The following is a 15,089-nucleotide window of genomic DNA, read 5'->3' on the forward strand; positions in this document are numbered from 1 at the left end:
CCTCGGCGGTGCCGGTCTTGCCGGCGGCGGGGCGGCCGGCGCCCTGGGCGGCGGTGGCGGTGCCGCCCCGGACGACGCCGCGCAGCACGGAGGTGGTGGTGTCGGCGGCCTCGCGGCTGACGGCCTGGCGGGACCGGGACTTGGGCAGGTCGACGGTCTCGCCGTTGTGGGTGACCTTCTCGACGATCGTGTACGGGCGGTGCTCGCCGTGGTTGGCGAGGGTCGCGTACGCCTGGGCCATGTCCAGGGTGCTGGCGGTGGCGACGCCGAGCGCGATGGACGGGGACGGGGTCAGCTCGGGGGTGGAGGAGGGCAGGCCGAGGTCGACGGCGGTCTGCATGACCTTGTCGGAGCCGACGTCCACGGCCATCTGCGCGTACACCGCGTTGACGGACTTGTCGGTGGCCTCGCGGACGGTGATGTCGCCGTAGGAGGTCTGGTCCTCGTTCTCGGGCGCGTAGCGTTCGCCGGGCCAGCCCTGGACGGTGCGCTTGTTGGTGCCGTCGTAGATCGTGTTCGGGGTGATGAGGCGGCCGTCCTGGGTGTTGGACCTGTGGTCGACGGCGGAGGTGAACACGAACGGCTTGAAGGTGGAGCCGACCTGGTAGTCGCGGCGGCTGGCGTTGGGGGTGTACTGCTTGACGTAGTCGATGCCGTTGTACATCGCGACGACCTTGCCGGTCTTCGGCTCGATGGCGGTGCCGCCCGCGCGCACGTAGGTGTCGACCTTGCGGTTCTTCTTGTCGAGCCGGTCGATCAGCTTGTCGTTGACGGCGTCGACGAAGGCTTCCTGCTTGCCCTTGTGCAGGGTGGTGGTGATGCGGAAGCCGCCCGCGTCGAGCTCCTCCTCGGTGACGATCTTGTTGTCGACGAGGTGGCTCTTGACGATGTTGACGATGTAGCCGCGCTGGCCGGACAGGCCGGTGGAGACGGTGGTCTGCTTCGGCTGGGGGAACCTCATGCCGGCCCGCTCGGACGGGCTGAGCCAGCCCTTGTCGACCATGCCGTCGAGGACGTAGTTCCAGCGGGCCTCGGCCGCCTCGCGGTTCTCCGGGTGGGCGATGACGTCGTACTGGCTGGGGGCGTTGACGAGCGCGGCGAGGTAGGCGGCGCGGGCGGGGTCGAGCTCGGCGGCGTCGATGCCGTAGTAGGCGTGCGCGGCGGCCTGGATTCCGTAGGCGTTGCGGCCGAAGTAGCTGGTGTTGAGGTAGCCCTCGAGGATCTTGTCCTTGGACTGTTCGCGGTCCAGCTTGATGGCGATGAAGAACTCCTTCACCTTGCGGGTGACGGTCTGCTCCTGGCGCAGGTAGTAGTTCTTCACGTACTGCTGGGTGATCGTGGAGCCGGACTGCTTGCCCTTGCCGGTGGCGGTGTTCCAGGCGGCGCGGACCATGGCGCCGGGGTCGATGGCGGACTCGGTGTAGAAGTCGCGGTCCTCGGCGGCCAGGACGGCGTGCTGGGCGTCCTTGGAGATCTGGGCGAGGCCGACGTTCTCCCGGTTGACCTCGCCGTCCCGGGCGATGACGGAGCCGTCCGCGTACAGGTAGACGTTGGCCTGCTGGGTGGCGAGCGCGTTGGCGGGCGGGATCTGCACCAGGGTGTAGCCGAGGACGAAGCCGCCGACGATCAGCAGGGCGGTGATCAGGAAGGTGCCGAGCACCATGCGCCAGGTGGGGATCAGCCGCCGCCACCCGGTGCGCCCCGCCTTGCCGTTGTCCTTGCCGGGGCCCTGGGGGGCGTTCGCCGCCTGCGGCTCTCTCGGTGCCCAGCCCGGGCGGGGCTGCTGCTGCGGCTCGTCGCTCATGTCGTGCACGGACTCCTGTTTCGCCTCGTTCGCACCCGTACGCCCCGTGCGTCTGGTGCGCTCCCACTCATGGAAGACTGTCGCATCCGGCGATCAGTTCCCCGCCACGGCGCGCGTCGCGCAGACATGCGGCTTCTCACGCGCATGGCTGGCACACCACGGGTGACGCCGGCCTCCGGGCCCGGCTGACGCCCGGAAAACCCGTGGCAGCCCGGCTGCCGCTCGCACTAGGCTCCTGCGCTTCGGTGCCGGGCGCGGGAGGAAGGTGCGGGCGTGGGCTCGGGACGCTTGTTCGCGGCCGTCGCGGTGGGTGGCTTCCGACGGTACGCGACCTATCGGGCCGCCACCCTGGCAGGGGTGTTCACCAACACCGTCTTCGGGCTGATCCTGGCGTACACGTACGTGGCGCTGTGGGACGAGCGGCCGGGCCTCGGCGGCTACGACCAGGCGCAGGCCTTGACGTATGTCTGGCTGGGGCAGGCGTTCCTGTCGACGCTGGCCATCGGGGGCGGGGGTGTCGAGACCGAGCTGATGGAACGCATCCGTACGGGTGATGTGGCGATCGATCTGTACCGGCCGGCCGACCTCCAGCTGTGGTGGCTGTCGGCGGATCTGGGGCGGGCGATGTTCCAGCTGCTGGGCCGCGGGGTGGTGCCGTTCGCGGTCGGGGGGCTGCTGTTCCATCTGGCGCTGCCCTCCGATCCGGTGGCCTGGGCGGCGTTCCTGGTCGCGGTGGCGCTGGCGATGATCGTCAGCTTCGCCGTCCGGTATCTGGTGGCGCTGTCGGCGTTCTGGCTGCTCGACGGCACGGGCGTGGCGCAGATGCTGATGATCACCGGGACGTTCTGCTCGGGGATGCTGCTGCCGCTGAACGTCTTTCCCGGCGCGCTGGGCGAGGTCGTACGGGCGCTGCCGTGGTCGTCGATGCTGCAGGCGCCCGCGGATGTGCTGATGGGCGAGGCGGGCGCGCTCGGCACGTACGCGTTCCAGGCGTGCTGGGCGGTGGTGCTGCTGGCGGCCGGGCGGCTGCTGCAGTCGGTGGCGACGCGGCGGGTGGTGGTGCAGGGTGGCTGACGCGGGTGTCGCCGGGGAGCGCGCGGTCTCCCGGCTGCGGGAGGGGCTGCGGGCGTACGGGCTGATCGTGGCGATGTGGATCCGCTCGACGACGGCGTACCGCACGTCGTTCGTGCTGACCACGGTGGGGAACTTCGCGCTGACCGCGCTGGACTTTCTGGCGATCCTGCTGATGTTCTCCCGCGTGGACGCCCTCGGCGGCTACAGCCTGCCCGAGATCGCCTTCCTCTACGGCCTGACCAGCATCTCGTTCGGGTTCGCCGACCTGATGATCGGCTCGATGGACAAGCTCGGGCAGCGGGTGCGCGACGGCACGCTCGACACGCTGCTGGTGCGTCCGGCGCCGGTGCTGGCGCAGGTGGCCGCCGACCGGTTCGGGCTGCGCCGGCTGGGGCGGATCACGCAGGGCACGCTGGTGTTCGGGTACGCGCTGAGTGTCGTCGACATCGACTGGACGGCGGGGCGGCTGCTGCTGGTGCCGGTGATGCTGGTCAGCGGTTCGGCGATCTTCTGTGCGGTGTTCGTGGCGGGGGCGGCGTTCCAGTTCGTGGCGCAGGACGCCTCCGAGGTGCAGAACGCGTTCACCTACGGCGGGACGACGATGCTCCAGTATCCGCCGACCGTGTTCGGCAAGGAGATGGTGCGCGGGGTGACCTTCGTGCTGCCGCTGGCCTTCGTGAACTGGGTGCCGGCGACGTATGTGCTGGGGCGGCCGTATCCGCTGGACCTGCCGGGCTGGGTGGCGTTCGCCTCGCCGCTGGTGGCGGCGGTGTGCTGCGCGGCGGCGGGGGTGGCGTGGCGGGCGGGGTTGCGCTCGTATCGGAGTACAGGGAGCTGACGGGTGGATGTCTCGGTGGCCGGCGAGGGTGGCTTCATCACGCTCGACCGGGTGGAGAAGGTCTTCGACGTGCGCAGGAAGACCGGGTTCCTGAAGCGGGAGCGGCGGCAGGTGCGGGCCGTCGACTCGATCTCCTTCAGCGTGGCGCGGGGCGAGATGGTCGGCTACATCGGGCCGAACGGTGCCGGGAAGTCCACGACGATCAAGATGCTGACCGGGATCCTCACGCCGAGCGCGGGGCGGCTGCGGGTGGCGGGCATCGACCCGAGCCGGGAGCGGACGCGGCTGGCGCACCGGATCGGGGTGGTGTTCGGGCAGCGGACCACGCTGTGGTGGGACCTGCCGCTGATCGACTCCTACCGGCTGATGCACCGCATGTACCGGATCCCGGACGGGCGTTACCGCGAGAACCTGGACCGGATGGTTCAACTGCTGGACCTGGGCGAGCTGTTGGGCGTGCCGGTGCGGCAACTGTCCCTCGGGCAGCGGATGCGCGGCGACATCGCGGCGGCGCTGCTGCACGATCCGGAGGTGCTGTACCTGGACGAGCCGACGATCGGTCTGGACGTCATCAGCAAGACCAAGGTGCGGGAGTTCCTGCGGGAGTTGAACGCCGAGCGGGCCACGACGGTGCTGCTGACCACGCACGATCTGCAGGACATCGAGCAGTTGTGCGGCAGGGTGATGGTGATCGACCACGGCCGGCTGATGTACGACGGTCCGCTCGCCGGGCTGCACGAGGCGGGGGAGAGCGAGCGGACGCTGGTGGTGGACCTGGAGCGGGAGCTGCCGCCGCTGGACGTGCCGCCGCCGGCGCGGGTGGTACGGGTGGAGGGGCCCCGGCAGTGGCTGGCGTTCCCGGCGAGCGAGTCGGCGGCGCCGCTGGTGGCGCGGATCGCGGCGGAGTGTCCGCTGGTGGATCTGTCGGTGCGGGAACCGGACATCGAGGCGGTGATCGCGAAGATGTACGCGGGGAAGACGGGGACGCCGGGAGAGACCTGGACGGCGGGAGAGACGGGGACGGCGGGGGAGACGGAGGCGGCGGGGAAGGCGGGGCGGGCCGGGGAGGCGCTCTCGTAGCCGTCGGTCGGGGGGAAATCGTAGGCTGCTGTGTATGACCGACGACGCTGTCCCGGACCTTCGTGCTTCCGACGCCGACCGTGAACGGGTCGCCGACATTCTGCGGGACGCCCTTGCGGAGGGGCGCCTGGACATGGAGGAGTTCAGCGAGCGCCTGGACGCGACGTACCAGGCGCGCACGTACGGGGAACTGGAGCCGATCACGCGCGATCTGCCGGCGCCGGGCGGGTCCGCTCCGGTGGTCTCGCTGAGCAAGGAGCCCGCGCGGGGCGGCGATTGGGCGGGCCGGATCGTCGGCGGCGAGGACGACGGCAGGTCGTCGTGGGCCGTGGCGGTGATGTCGGGCTTCCAGCGCAAGGGCCGCTGGACGGCGCCGCGGCGCTTGAACTGCTTCGCGTTCTGGGGTGGCGGTGAGATCGATCTGCGGGAGGCGTACTTCGCGGACCGGGAGATCGTGATCAACGCGGTCGCGATCATGGGCGGGGTGGACATCATCGTGCCGCCGGGCGTTGAGGTCGTCGTGCGCGGCATCGGCATCATGGGTGGCTTCGACCACCGCGAGGCGGGGGTACCGGGTGACCCGGGCGCCCCTCGGGTCATCGTCACCGGCTTCGCCTTCTGGGGCGGGGTCGGAGTCCAGCGCAAGCTCCCGCGAGCGGAGAGGCAGCGGCTGCGCGAGGAGCGCCGCAGGGAGAAGCTGGAGCGCAGGCAGGCGCGCGGGGAACTGGACTGACCCGCTCCCGCGCACCCCGGCACGGAACAGGGCACCGCCCGCACCCACCCGCGCCGCCCTGCGGCACGACTGCTCGGTGGCTTCCCCTACAGTTCCGTCGCTCCTCCGCCCTTCAGGGTGTCCAGGTCGAAGGCTTCCGCCATCCGGCTGTAGCCCCTGTTGCTGGGGTGAAGGTGGTCGCCGGAGTCGTAGTCGGGGTGGAGGCGGCGGGGGTTGTAGGGGTCGCGGAGCGCCTTGTCGAAGTCGGTGATCGCGTCGAAGACGTGGCCGGCGCGGATCTCGGCGTTGATCTGCTGACGTACCGCCTCGCGGGCGTCGGTGTAGCCGCGGTGGCCGCCGAACGGCATCAGGGTCGCGCCGACGACCTTCAGCCCCCGCGCGTGAGCGCGGTCCACCAGCGCCCGCAGTCCCGCCACGATCCGGTCCGGATCCTCGGTGCCCGGGTGGCGCAGGATGTCGTTGACGCCGAGGACGATCACGACGACCTTGACGTTGGTGCGGCCCAGGACGTCCCGGCCGAAGCGGTTCAGCCCGCTGGGATTCTCCGGCGGGCGGCCGAGCCCGTCGGTGAGGACGCGGTTGCCGCTGATCCCCTCGTTGACGACGCTGTAGCGCGGCACGTCCCGTCCGGAGGCGAGCGCCGCGCGCAGCCGGTCGGAGAGGATGTCCGGCCAGCGGTTGTTCCGGCCGGTCGAGGAGGTGATCCCGTCGGTGAGGGAGTCGCCGAGGACGACGACCGTGCCGTCGGACTCGTTGCTCAGCACGTCCAGCGCGGTCACGTACCGCCAGGACGTGAACCGCTCGGTGTACGGCGTGCCCGTGGTGTCCCGCGTGTACTCGCCGACGGCGGCGTAGGAGACCTGGCGCGCGTGCGGGTGGTGGGTGACCGGCCCGGAGGCGGTGGGGGAGTACGTCGTGATCAGGACGTCCCCGTCGTGCGGGACGGGGAGCCGCACCGCGTCGCTCATCACCTGGCCGCCCGCCGGGATGATCACCGACGGCCGCCCCGTGAAGGTGAGCTGCCGCATCGTTCCGGCGAGTGCGGCCGCCGCCGAGTCGCCGCCCGCGGAGACGGCGATCGAGGCGTGGCTGATCGTCAGCGGGGACTGGCCGTAGAGATTGGACAGGGTGACGCGGGCACCCGTACCGCCGACGCTGGTGTGGACGACGTTGCGCACCGAGCGCCCCGCAAGACCCCGCATCTCGGTGCCGGGCTCGCCGCCGACCGGTGCGGTGGCCCAGGAACCGACCCAGGTGCCGGTGGAGGCGGGTGCGGCCGGGTTGTTGTGGGCGCCGCGACCACCGGCGAGGGTGTCGCGGCTGTTCGTGCCGTCGTCGGAGGACACGCCGACGAAGATGGCGGTGGACACGGCCACGATCGCTGCGACGACCGCGGCGAGCAGGGCTCGGTACTTGGCGGGAGGCGCCCCCGCGCCCCCGTCACGACCCCGGGTCATGCTGTTCTGTTCTCCTCGGGAGATGGGAGCCCGAGGCTCCGATCCGATGAGCCCATGATGCGTCATGGGCCGGGAGCGGCTGACAGGACCCCCCAGCCATCCCCCTTCCGACAGACGCCGGGAACTCCTGTTCCGTTCCGGGAGTCGGTCAGGAAGGGACAATGTGTGAGGGATCACCGAACGGGTGGAGCGGATGGAACGGACGAAAACGTCAGACACCGGGCAATCCGGAGGGCAGGGTGCCGGAGAGCGAGGCGCCGAAGTGCGAGGCGCCGAGGGGCAGCATGCCCGCCCCGCCTCCGTCACGAACCGCGCGATGACCACGTTCAGCCCCGCGGACGAGGAAAAGCGGCGCGGCGTACGCCGTATGAAGCTCACCGCCACCGGACTGCTGCTGTTCGTCGCCCTGGTCTACGTCCTCGCCAAGGTGGCCTCCCACCAGGGCGCCGGACCCTGGGCGGGCTATGTCGCAGCCGCCGCCGAGGCCGGTATGGTCGGCGCGCTGGCCGACTGGTTCGCGGTGACCGCCCTCTTCCGCCACCCCCTCGGCCTGCCGATCCCGCACACGGCGATCATCCCCACCAAGAAGGACCAGCTCGGCGTCTCCCTGGGCGACTTCGTCGGCGAGAACTTCCTCTCCGAGGACGTCGTACGCCAGCGGCTGCGCGCCGTCGGCATCGGCAGCCGCCTCGGCGCCTGGCTCGCCGTCCCCGAACACGCCGACCGCGTCACCGCCGAGCTCTCCGCCGCCCTGCGCGGCGCCCTCACCGTGCTGCGTGACTCCGACGTCCAGGCGGTCGTCGGCGAGGCCATCACCCGCCGCGCCGACGCCCAGGAGATCGCCCCCGGCATGGGCAAGATGCTGGAGAAGATCGTCGCCGACGGCGGCCACAAACGCGCCGTCGACCTGATCGTCACCCGCGCCCACGACTGGCTGGTCCTGCACAGCGACTCCGTGATGGACGCCGTGCAGGGCGGCGCCCCCGGCTGGACCCCGAAGTTCGTGGACCGCAAGGTCGGCGAGCGCGTCTACAAGGAACTGCTGCGCTTCTGCGCCGAGATGCGCGACATGCCCGCCCACCCCGCGCGCGGCGCCCTCGACCGCTTCCTCACCGACTTCGCCTCCGACCTGCAGTCCGACACCGACACCCGGTCGCGCGTGGAGCGGCTGAAGACCGATGTCCTGGGCCGCGGCGAGGTCCAGGACCTCATCGCCTCCGCGTGGACCGCCGTACGCTCGATGATCGTCTCCGCGGCGGAGGACGAGCGCAGCGAACTCAGGCTGCGTGTACGGGCCTCACTGCTGTCCCTCGGCGCGCGCATGGCCGCCGACCCCAAGGTGCAGGGCAAGGTCGACGGCTGGCTGGAGAGCGCGGCGGTGTACGTCGTCACCACCTACCGCAAGGAGATCACCTCCCTGATCACCGACACGGTGGCGAGCTGGGACGCCGAGCACACCACGAAGAAGATCGAGGCGAACATCGGCCGCGACCTGCAGTTCATCCGCATCAACGGCACGGTGGTGGGCTCGCTGGCCGGGCTGGTGATCTACACGGTGTCGCGGGCGCTGGGGGCGTAGTCACAGGCGCCGGGGCGTAGAGCCGTACATGTCAGGGCACCCGACGGTGGTCGCTTCACCGAGGAGGGGCCCCCATGACCACCGGAGGAACCGCACCGGCCGCGGGCACCGGACCGACCGGACGCACCGTCACCACCAGCATCCCCGCCCGCCTGGACCGGCTCCCCTGGTCCCGCTGGCACTGGTCGATCGTCTTCGGCCTGGGCACCGTGTGGATCCTCGACGGACTCGAAGTCACGGTCGTCGGCAACATCGCGAGCCGCCTGTCCGAGCCCGGCAGCGGACTGCCCATCACCTCCGGCGAGGTCACCGGCATCGCCGCCGCCCTCTACGTGGCCGGCGCCTGCGCGGGCGCCCTCTTCTGGGGCCGCCTCACCGACCTCTGGGGGCGGAAAAAACTCTTCATGATCACCCTCGCGGTGTATCTGGGCGCCACCGCCCTCACCGCGATCGCCTTCGACACCTGGTGGTTCTTCCTCTTCCGCTTCCTCACCGGCTTCGGCATCGGCGGCGAGTACGCGGCCATCAACTCCGCGATCGACGAGCTGATCCCGGCGCCGTACCGGGGCCGCGTCGACCTGATCATCAACGGCAGCTTCTGGCTGGGCGCGGTCGGCGGCTCCCTGCTGTCGATCGTCGCGCTGGACACGGCGATCTTCCCGGCGAACGTCGGCTGGCGCCTGACCTTCGCGCTCGGCGCCGTCCTCGCCCTGGTCATTCTCCTCGTACGCCGCCACGTCCCCGAAAGCCCGCGCTGGCTGCTGATCCACGGCCGCGACGAGGAAGCGGAACGGATCGTGTCTGACATCGAGCGGCGCATCGAGACCGAGAAGGGCGAGCCGCTGCCGCGTGCGGAGGGCGAACTGACCATCCACCAGCGCAAGAGCGTCACCTTCACCGAGATCGCCCGCACGGTCTTCGCCCGCTACCGCAAGCGCGCGATCCTCGGCTTCTCCCTCTTCATCGGGCAGGCGTTCCTCTACAACGCCATCACCTTCGGCTTCGGCGCGATCCTGACCACGTTCTACGACATCCCGTCCGGCAGCACCGGCTACTACTTCGCCGTCATCGCCCTCGGCAACTTCCTCGGCCCGCTGCTGCTCGGCAAGCTCTTCGACACGGTGGGCCGCCGGGTGATGATCTCGGGGACGTATCTGGTCTCCGGCCTGCTCCTGTTCGGCACGGCCTGGCTCTTCGACCGGGGCTCGCTGAGCGCGGCCACGCTCACGGCCTGCTGGTGCGCGGTGCTGTTCGTGGCGTCGGCGGGCGCGAGCAGCGCGTATCTGACGGTCTCCGAGGTGTTCCCCATGGAGACGCGGGCCATGTCGATCGCCTTCTTCTACGCCATCGGCACGGCTGCGGGCGGCATCAGCGGGCCCCTGCTGTTCGCCGAGCTCACCGGCACGGGCAAGGTCGCCGACACGGTGCTCGCCTTCCAGATCGGCGCGGGCCTGATGTGCGCGGCGGGCCTGGTCGCCGCGTTCCTCGCGGTGAAGGCGGAACGCCGCTCCCTGGAGGACATCGCCCAGCCGCTGACGGCGGCGCCGAGTGCCCGGGACCAGACGGTCGGGGGACGCTCGAAGCCGGCGACGGCGTAGCAACCGGCCGGCGTAGGGCCCGGGCGGGCGTGGGACCCGGGCGGCGTAGGACCCGGGCCAGCGTGGGGACGAGGAGTGGGGGTGCGCCGCTTCTTCGTGAGGGAACCCGAACGGCCGGGTGGTGAACGTGCTCACGCACAGGGCGTGAAGGGGGTGTGCTCGGCGGGGTCGGTGGGCGCATGACTCGGTGCGCCGGCTGGCTGCGCCGTTGGGCCGTCCCGTTCCGCTGAGCCCGTCGCCTACTCCGATGAGCCGCGTCGGTCGGCCACCGCCCAGGAGGCCAGGGCCACCGCACCGGCGACCCCGAACACCGCCGGCCAGGCACCCACCTTCTTGGCCAGCGGATGCGAACCGGCGAACGCGGCGACGTACGCGGCCGTCAGCGCCCCGGCGGCCACGCCACCGGCCTGCTCCCGCCACTGCCGCGCGGCAGCGGCACCGGCGGCGGCGAGGACAACCCCGCCCAGCTGCCGCTTCCGTGTCCAGCGGGCGACGCCGTACCCACCGACCAGCCCACTCGCGGCCACCACCGAGCTGGGAACCTTCGCCATTGCCTGCCTCCTGCTGTGCGCGCCCACGGGGCGGGGTGTCACCTGGCTCAGAGGCTAACTCCCGCCGTGAGGGGGACGGCTGCAGGGGGCGCCTAGGGCACGGCAGGGCACGGCGCCCCTCAGGACAGGGCGCCCTAGAGCTGGACGTCTCCCGGGCCCTGCGTGCTCCGCGCCCGCCGCTCGGACGCGTACCCGGCGGTCACGGCACCTCCCGCACCGGCGAGCGCGAACACCGCGGCGGCGGGATTGACGTACCCGGGCACGTCCCCGTTGTCGTACGTTCCGCCGTCACCGGTCTCGCACACGAAGCCCAGCGGTACGAAGCTGACGTGGTAGCCGGAGATGTCCCGCGCCTCCCACCCGGGCGTACGGCACGACCGCACCGGCGCCGAGTCGGTCCCGCCGTCCTCCGCCTCCAGCAGCGCCCCGACGACATGGAGCAGCCCCCACGCGTAGACGACGACAGCACAGGCCCCGGCCAGCGCGGCGATCCCGCGCAACACGGCGGGAGGCTCTCTCAGCCCGGCCATTCCATCGGCGACGGCCCCGAAGCCGTACCCGACGAGCCCGAACCCACAGGCCGCCAGAACCACCACGAACAGCAGCGACAGCAGCCACACCACGGCCTCCCGGACCAGACGATCGCACGCAGAACCGAGGAGCCGGACGACTCCACGGAGCCCGGAAAACGGATCGACGGCGACCGCCCCACCACGACATCCTGCGAGACCGGGCCGACCAGGGCCCGACTCGACGCACCGGGAGCCCCATTGAACCCCACCATCCGCCACATCACCTTCGACTGCACCGGCGACCCTTACGAACTGGGCCTGTTCTGGAGCGCGTTGCTCGGCCGTCCGCTCGCCGACGACGACAAGCCGGGCGATCCGGAAGCCCTGATCGAGGACCCGACCGGCACGGGCCCCGGTCTGCTCTTCGTGCGCGTACCGGAAGGCAAGGCGGCGAAGAACCGCCTCCACTTCGACCTGAGGCCCACGGGCCGCACCAGGGCGGAGGAAGTGGCCCGCGCGATCAGTCTCGGCGCCCGCCAACTCGCCGACCACACACGCCCGGACGGCAAGGGCTGGGTGACCATGGCGGACCCCGAGGGCAATGAGTTCTGCATCGAACGGGGCGAACTCGGCTGAGATCGCCACCTGATGGGCGGCACCACCCCCCCGTCCCTTACGCCGTTGATCATCACGTGCAGAATGACCGGTATGCCCATACCGAACACGCCCGACACGGCAACGCTCGACGACGCCGCCTTCGTCAGCCGGACCCTGGCCCGCGCCTTCGGCGACGACCCGATGATGTGCTGGTTCTTCCCCGACGCCGCCACGCGTGAGGACGGCCTGGCCCGCTACTTCGGCACGATCTTCACCCGCCAGTACGCCCGTCACGCGCTCTGCGAACGCACCGGCGCGGGCGCCGCGTTCTGGGTGCCGCCGGAGGCCCAGGCGCAGGCCGTACCGGACGAGGAGACCATCGGCGAACTCCAGGCCATCCTCGGCGACCGGGCCGCCCTCTTCGGGGAGGCCGTCGAGTCGGCCGCCAAGCACGCACCCCGGGAACCGCACTGGTACCTGGCCGTGATCGGCGCCGACCCCGCCGCCCAGGGGCAGGGTCACGGCGCCGCCCTGCTCCGCTCGGGCCTGTCCCAGGCGGACGCGGCGGGCCTCCCGGCCTACCTGGAGTCGTCCAAGCCGGACAACCTGCCTTTCTACGAGCACTTCGGCTTCACCGTCCGCGAGGAGCTCCAACTCCCCGGTGGCGGACCGACGTTGTGGTCGATGTGGCGCGATCCGCGGCCTGCGGCGCGCTGACCCACTCGGCTTTTTCAGTCCCCTGACTTCGGCTCGGCAGCGGCTTCTGACGCTGTGTCGGGTGACGAATGAAGGATCGCGCGCGCCTGTTCCGCCGCGCGGAGCGTGCTCTCGGCGACGAAGTCGAGGAAGCGCGCGATGTTCTCGAAGCGGACCCCGGCCGGGGTGTCGGCGCCCAGCACGCCGACGCCCTGCCGGCTGATCTCCACTATCCGGGCGATGGACCGGGCGCTGGCCACCATCGACTGGTACATGACGTCGTTGTCGATGACGTACCGCTCGCGGCGCCGTTCGTCCCGCTCGCGGCGCACCATGCCCTGGCTCTCGAGGAACGCGATCGCCTTGGAGACGGACGCCGGGCTGACATCGAGACGCTGGACGAGTTCGGCGGCGGTGAGACTGCCCGAGTCGGTGAGGTTGAGGGCGGCCATGACGCGGGCCGTCATCTTCGGCATGCCCGACTCCATCATGACGGTGGTGTAGATCTCCTCGTACGCGCGCATCGCCTCGGGGTCACGCCCATGCTCCTGCGCGGGCGCCTTCGCGCCCCGGGGCGCGGCCTGCTTGCGGCGGTGGGCGCGCTGTTCGGCGGCACGGTGGGCGAGGTCGGGGCGGTAGGCGGTGGGGCCGCCGTTGCGCATCACCTCGCGCGTGATGGTCGAGGTGGGGCGGTCCAGGCGCCGGGCGATCTCCGCGTAGGCGAGGCCGTCGGCCAGTCCCAGCGCGATCTGCTGACGTTCCTGCTGGGTGAGCCTGCCTCCGGGCATCGCGGTGTCTCCTCGGTGGTGCGGGGTGGTGCGGGGTGGTGCGGGGTGGTGCCGGGGTCGGCGCTGGGTGGGCGCGGCCCAGCATAGCGTTCACTCACAATCCATTGCAACGAAGCTGTGGCTGCATGTTGCGTTACCCTACAGCCGGTTGCAACGAACTCTCTGCTCTGGCCTGCATAAATGAAGTTTCCACGCAACGAGTACGTTGCCAAAACTGTGAATGCAACGTAGCGTTTCTCTCGTCGGAAACAGCGCACCACACGACCTGAGGGACACACCATGCAGACGCAGAAGACCACCCCGCAGACCTTCGCCACCCCCGCCCCCATCGCGGCCGTCCTCAACGTCCCCGCCGGGCACATCCGGCTCATCGCCGCCGACCGGGCCGACACCACCGTCGAGATCCGCCCCGCGGACTCGAGCAAGAGCCGCGACGTGAAGGCGGCCGAGCAGATCCAGGTCGCTTACGGCGACGGCGTCCTGCGGATCGAGGCCGCACCGGCGAAGAACCGAATCCTCGGCACCGGCTCCGGAGCCGTCGAGGTGACCGTCCAGCTGCCCGCCGGCTCCCACGTCGAGGCGAAGGCCGCCGCCGCCGAGTTCCGGGGCGTCGGACGGCTTGGCGACGTCGCCTTCGAGGGCGCGCAGGGCTCGGTCAAGCTCGACGAGACCGCGAGCACGAGCCTCACCCTCCTCGCCGGCGACATCACGGTCGGCCGGATGCGCGGCCCCGCCGAGATCAGCACCCAGAAGGGCGACATCCGGATCGCCGAGGCCCGGCAGGGCGCGGTCACCCTGCGCACCGAGCACGGCGACATCGAGATCGGCGCCGCCCGCGGAGCCTCCGCCTCCCTCGACGCCGGCACCAGCTACGGCCGCATCCACAACACGCTCAGGAACGCCGACGGCGCCGCCGCCGGCCTGACCATCCACGCGACCACCTCCCACGGCGACATCACCGCCCGCAGCCTCTGAGTCCCGGACGACCCGGCCCCCGGACACCTGGACACCTGGACACCTGGACACCTGGACATCCTGGAAAGGGAACACTCCTCATGACCACCATGGCCATCGCCGCGAACGGGCTGCGCAAGTCCTACGGCGACAAGCTCGTCCTCGACGGCATCGACCTGGCCGTCCCGGAAGGCACGATCTTCTCCTTGCTGGGCCCGAACGGGGCGGGCAAGACGACGGCGGTGAAGATCCTCTCGACTCTGATCACCGCGGACGGCGGTCAGGCGCAGGTCGCCGGCCACGACCTGGCCCGCGAGGCCCAGGCGGTCCGCGCGGCGATCGGGGTCACCGGTCAGTTCTCCGCGGTGGACGGCCTGATCACGGGCGAGGAGAACATGCTCCTGATGGCCGACCTGCACCACCTCTCCCGGGCGGAGGGCCGCCGGGTGACGGCCGAACTGCTGGAGCGTTTCGACCTGGTGGAAGCGGCGAAGAAGCCGGCCTCGACGTACTCGGGGGGCATGAAGCGGCGCCTGGACATCGCGATGACGCTGGTCGGCAGTCCGCGGATCATCTTCCTGGACGAGCCGACCACGGGGCTGGATCCGCGCTCGCGGCACACCATGTGGGGCATCATCCGGGAGCTGGTGACCGGTGGGGTGACGGTGTTCCTCACCACCCAGTACCTGGAGGAGGCCGACGAACTGGCCGACCGTATCGCGGTGCTGAACGACGGGAAGATCGCCGCGGAGGGCACGGCGGACGAGCTGAAGCGGATGATCCCGGGCGGTCATGTGCGCCTGCGCTTCACGGACCCGGCGGCCTACC

14 protein-coding genes and 1 pseudogene are annotated in these 15,089 nt (G+C 71.0%); 10 read left to right on the top strand and 5 right to left on the bottom strand.

Annotated features, from left to right (window positions below; all coding sequences use genetic code 11):
- A partial coding sequence (locus N4P33_RS22460) for a transglycosylase domain-containing protein (RefSeq protein WP_260828454.1) occupies positions 1–1,804 on the bottom strand: 1,804 nt, incomplete at its 3' end.
- A 273-nt stretch (positions 1,805–2,077) separates the two neighbouring features.
- On the opposite strand from N4P33_RS22460, the gene N4P33_RS22465 reads away from it, so the two are divergent.
- The 4 genes and pseudogenes from N4P33_RS22465 to N4P33_RS22480 form a co-directional block, all read left to right on the top strand.
- Positions 2,078–2,878 carry an ABC-2 family transporter protein gene (locus N4P33_RS22465; RefSeq protein ID WP_260828455.1) on the top strand — a complete coding sequence of 267 codons (801 nt, stop codon included), beginning with the start codon at positions 2,078–2,080 and terminating at the stop codon, positions 2,876–2,878.
- Positions 2,871–3,716 (top strand): ABC transporter permease, encoded by an 846-nt coding sequence (locus tag N4P33_RS22470; protein WP_260828456.1) that lies wholly within the window; start codon positions 2,871–2,873, stop codon positions 3,714–3,716. Before N4P33_RS22465 ends, N4P33_RS22470 begins: the two co-directional genes overlap by 8 nt.
- Positions 3,717–3,719: 3 nt before the next feature.
- Complete coding sequence (locus N4P33_RS22475; RefSeq protein WP_260828457.1) at positions 3,720–4,796, top strand: ATP-binding cassette domain-containing protein; 1,077 nt, start codon at positions 3,720–3,722, stop codon at positions 4,794–4,796.
- A gap of 34 nt (positions 4,797–4,830) precedes the next feature.
- Positions 4,831–5,523 (top strand): annotated as a pseudogene (locus N4P33_RS22480) (DUF1707 domain-containing protein); the annotation flags it as partial.
- Positions 5,524–5,615: 92 nt separating this feature from the next.
- Here N4P33_RS22480 and N4P33_RS22485 read toward each other — a convergent pair.
- Positions 5,616–6,986 carry an SGNH/GDSL hydrolase family protein gene (locus N4P33_RS22485; RefSeq protein WP_260828460.1) on the bottom strand — a complete coding sequence of 457 codons (1,371 nt, stop codon included), beginning with the start codon at positions 6,984–6,986 and terminating at the stop codon, positions 5,616–5,618.
- A 193-nt stretch (positions 6,987–7,179) separates the two neighbouring features.
- On the opposite strand from N4P33_RS22485, the gene N4P33_RS22490 reads away from it, so the two are divergent.
- Together N4P33_RS22490 and N4P33_RS22495 are read left to right on the top strand one after the other, a co-directional pair.
- The gene (locus N4P33_RS22490; protein ID WP_260828461.1) at positions 7,180–8,565 is read left to right on the top strand and encodes a DUF445 domain-containing protein; all 1,386 of its coding nucleotides are present in this window, start codon (positions 7,180–7,182) and stop codon (positions 8,563–8,565) included.
- 74 nt (positions 8,566–8,639) lie between these two features.
- Positions 8,640–10,163 (top strand): MFS transporter, encoded by a 1,524-nt coding sequence (locus N4P33_RS22495; protein WP_260828462.1) that lies wholly within the window; start codon positions 8,640–8,642, stop codon positions 10,161–10,163.
- Between the two features lie 239 nt (positions 10,164–10,402).
- Here N4P33_RS22495 and N4P33_RS22500 read toward each other — a convergent pair whose 3' ends face one another.
- Positions 10,403–10,714, bottom strand: coding sequence for a hypothetical protein (locus N4P33_RS22500; protein ID WP_260828464.1), 312 nt, complete (start codon positions 10,712–10,714; stop codon positions 10,403–10,405).
- A 134-nt stretch (positions 10,715–10,848) separates the two neighbouring features.
- The gene (locus N4P33_RS22505) at positions 10,849–11,337 is read right to left on the bottom strand and encodes a hypothetical protein (protein ID WP_260828466.1); all 489 of its coding nucleotides are present in this window, start codon (positions 11,335–11,337) and stop codon (positions 10,849–10,851) included.
- A gap of 147 nt (positions 11,338–11,484) precedes the next feature.
- Here N4P33_RS22505 and N4P33_RS22510 point away from each other — a divergent pair, with 147 nt between their 5' ends.
- Positions 11,485–11,862 carry a VOC family protein gene (locus N4P33_RS22510; RefSeq protein ID WP_260828467.1) on the top strand — a complete coding sequence of 126 codons (378 nt, stop codon included), beginning with the start codon at positions 11,485–11,487 and terminating at the stop codon, positions 11,860–11,862.
- Positions 11,863–11,934: 72 nt separating this feature from the next.
- Positions 11,935–12,540 (top strand): GNAT family N-acetyltransferase, encoded by a 606-nt coding sequence (locus N4P33_RS22515; protein ID WP_260828468.1) that lies wholly within the window; start codon positions 11,935–11,937, stop codon positions 12,538–12,540.
- Between the two features lie 14 nt (positions 12,541–12,554).
- Here N4P33_RS22515 and N4P33_RS22520 read toward each other — a convergent pair whose 3' ends face one another.
- Positions 12,555–13,307: a helix-turn-helix domain-containing protein gene (locus tag N4P33_RS22520; RefSeq protein WP_260828470.1), complete on the bottom strand. Its 753-nt coding sequence runs from the start codon at positions 13,305–13,307 to the stop codon at positions 12,555–12,557.
- 279 nt (positions 13,308–13,586) lie between these two features.
- Here N4P33_RS22520 and N4P33_RS22525 point away from each other — a divergent pair, with 279 nt between their 5' ends.
- Both N4P33_RS22525 and N4P33_RS22530 read left to right on the top strand, forming a co-directional pair.
- Entirely contained in the window at positions 13,587–14,282 is a 696-nt protein-coding gene (locus N4P33_RS22525) for a DUF4097 domain-containing protein (protein WP_260828471.1), read from the top strand.
- A gap of 80 nt (positions 14,283–14,362) precedes the next feature.
- A partial coding sequence (locus tag N4P33_RS22530; RefSeq protein ID WP_260828472.1) for an ABC transporter ATP-binding protein occupies positions 14,363–15,089 on the top strand: 727 nt, incomplete at its 3' end.

Origin of the sequence: Streptomyces sp. 15-116A, assembly GCF_025290915.1 — a bacterium.
Taxonomy (GTDB): domain Bacteria; phylum Actinomycetota; class Actinomycetes; order Streptomycetales; family Streptomycetaceae; genus Streptomyces.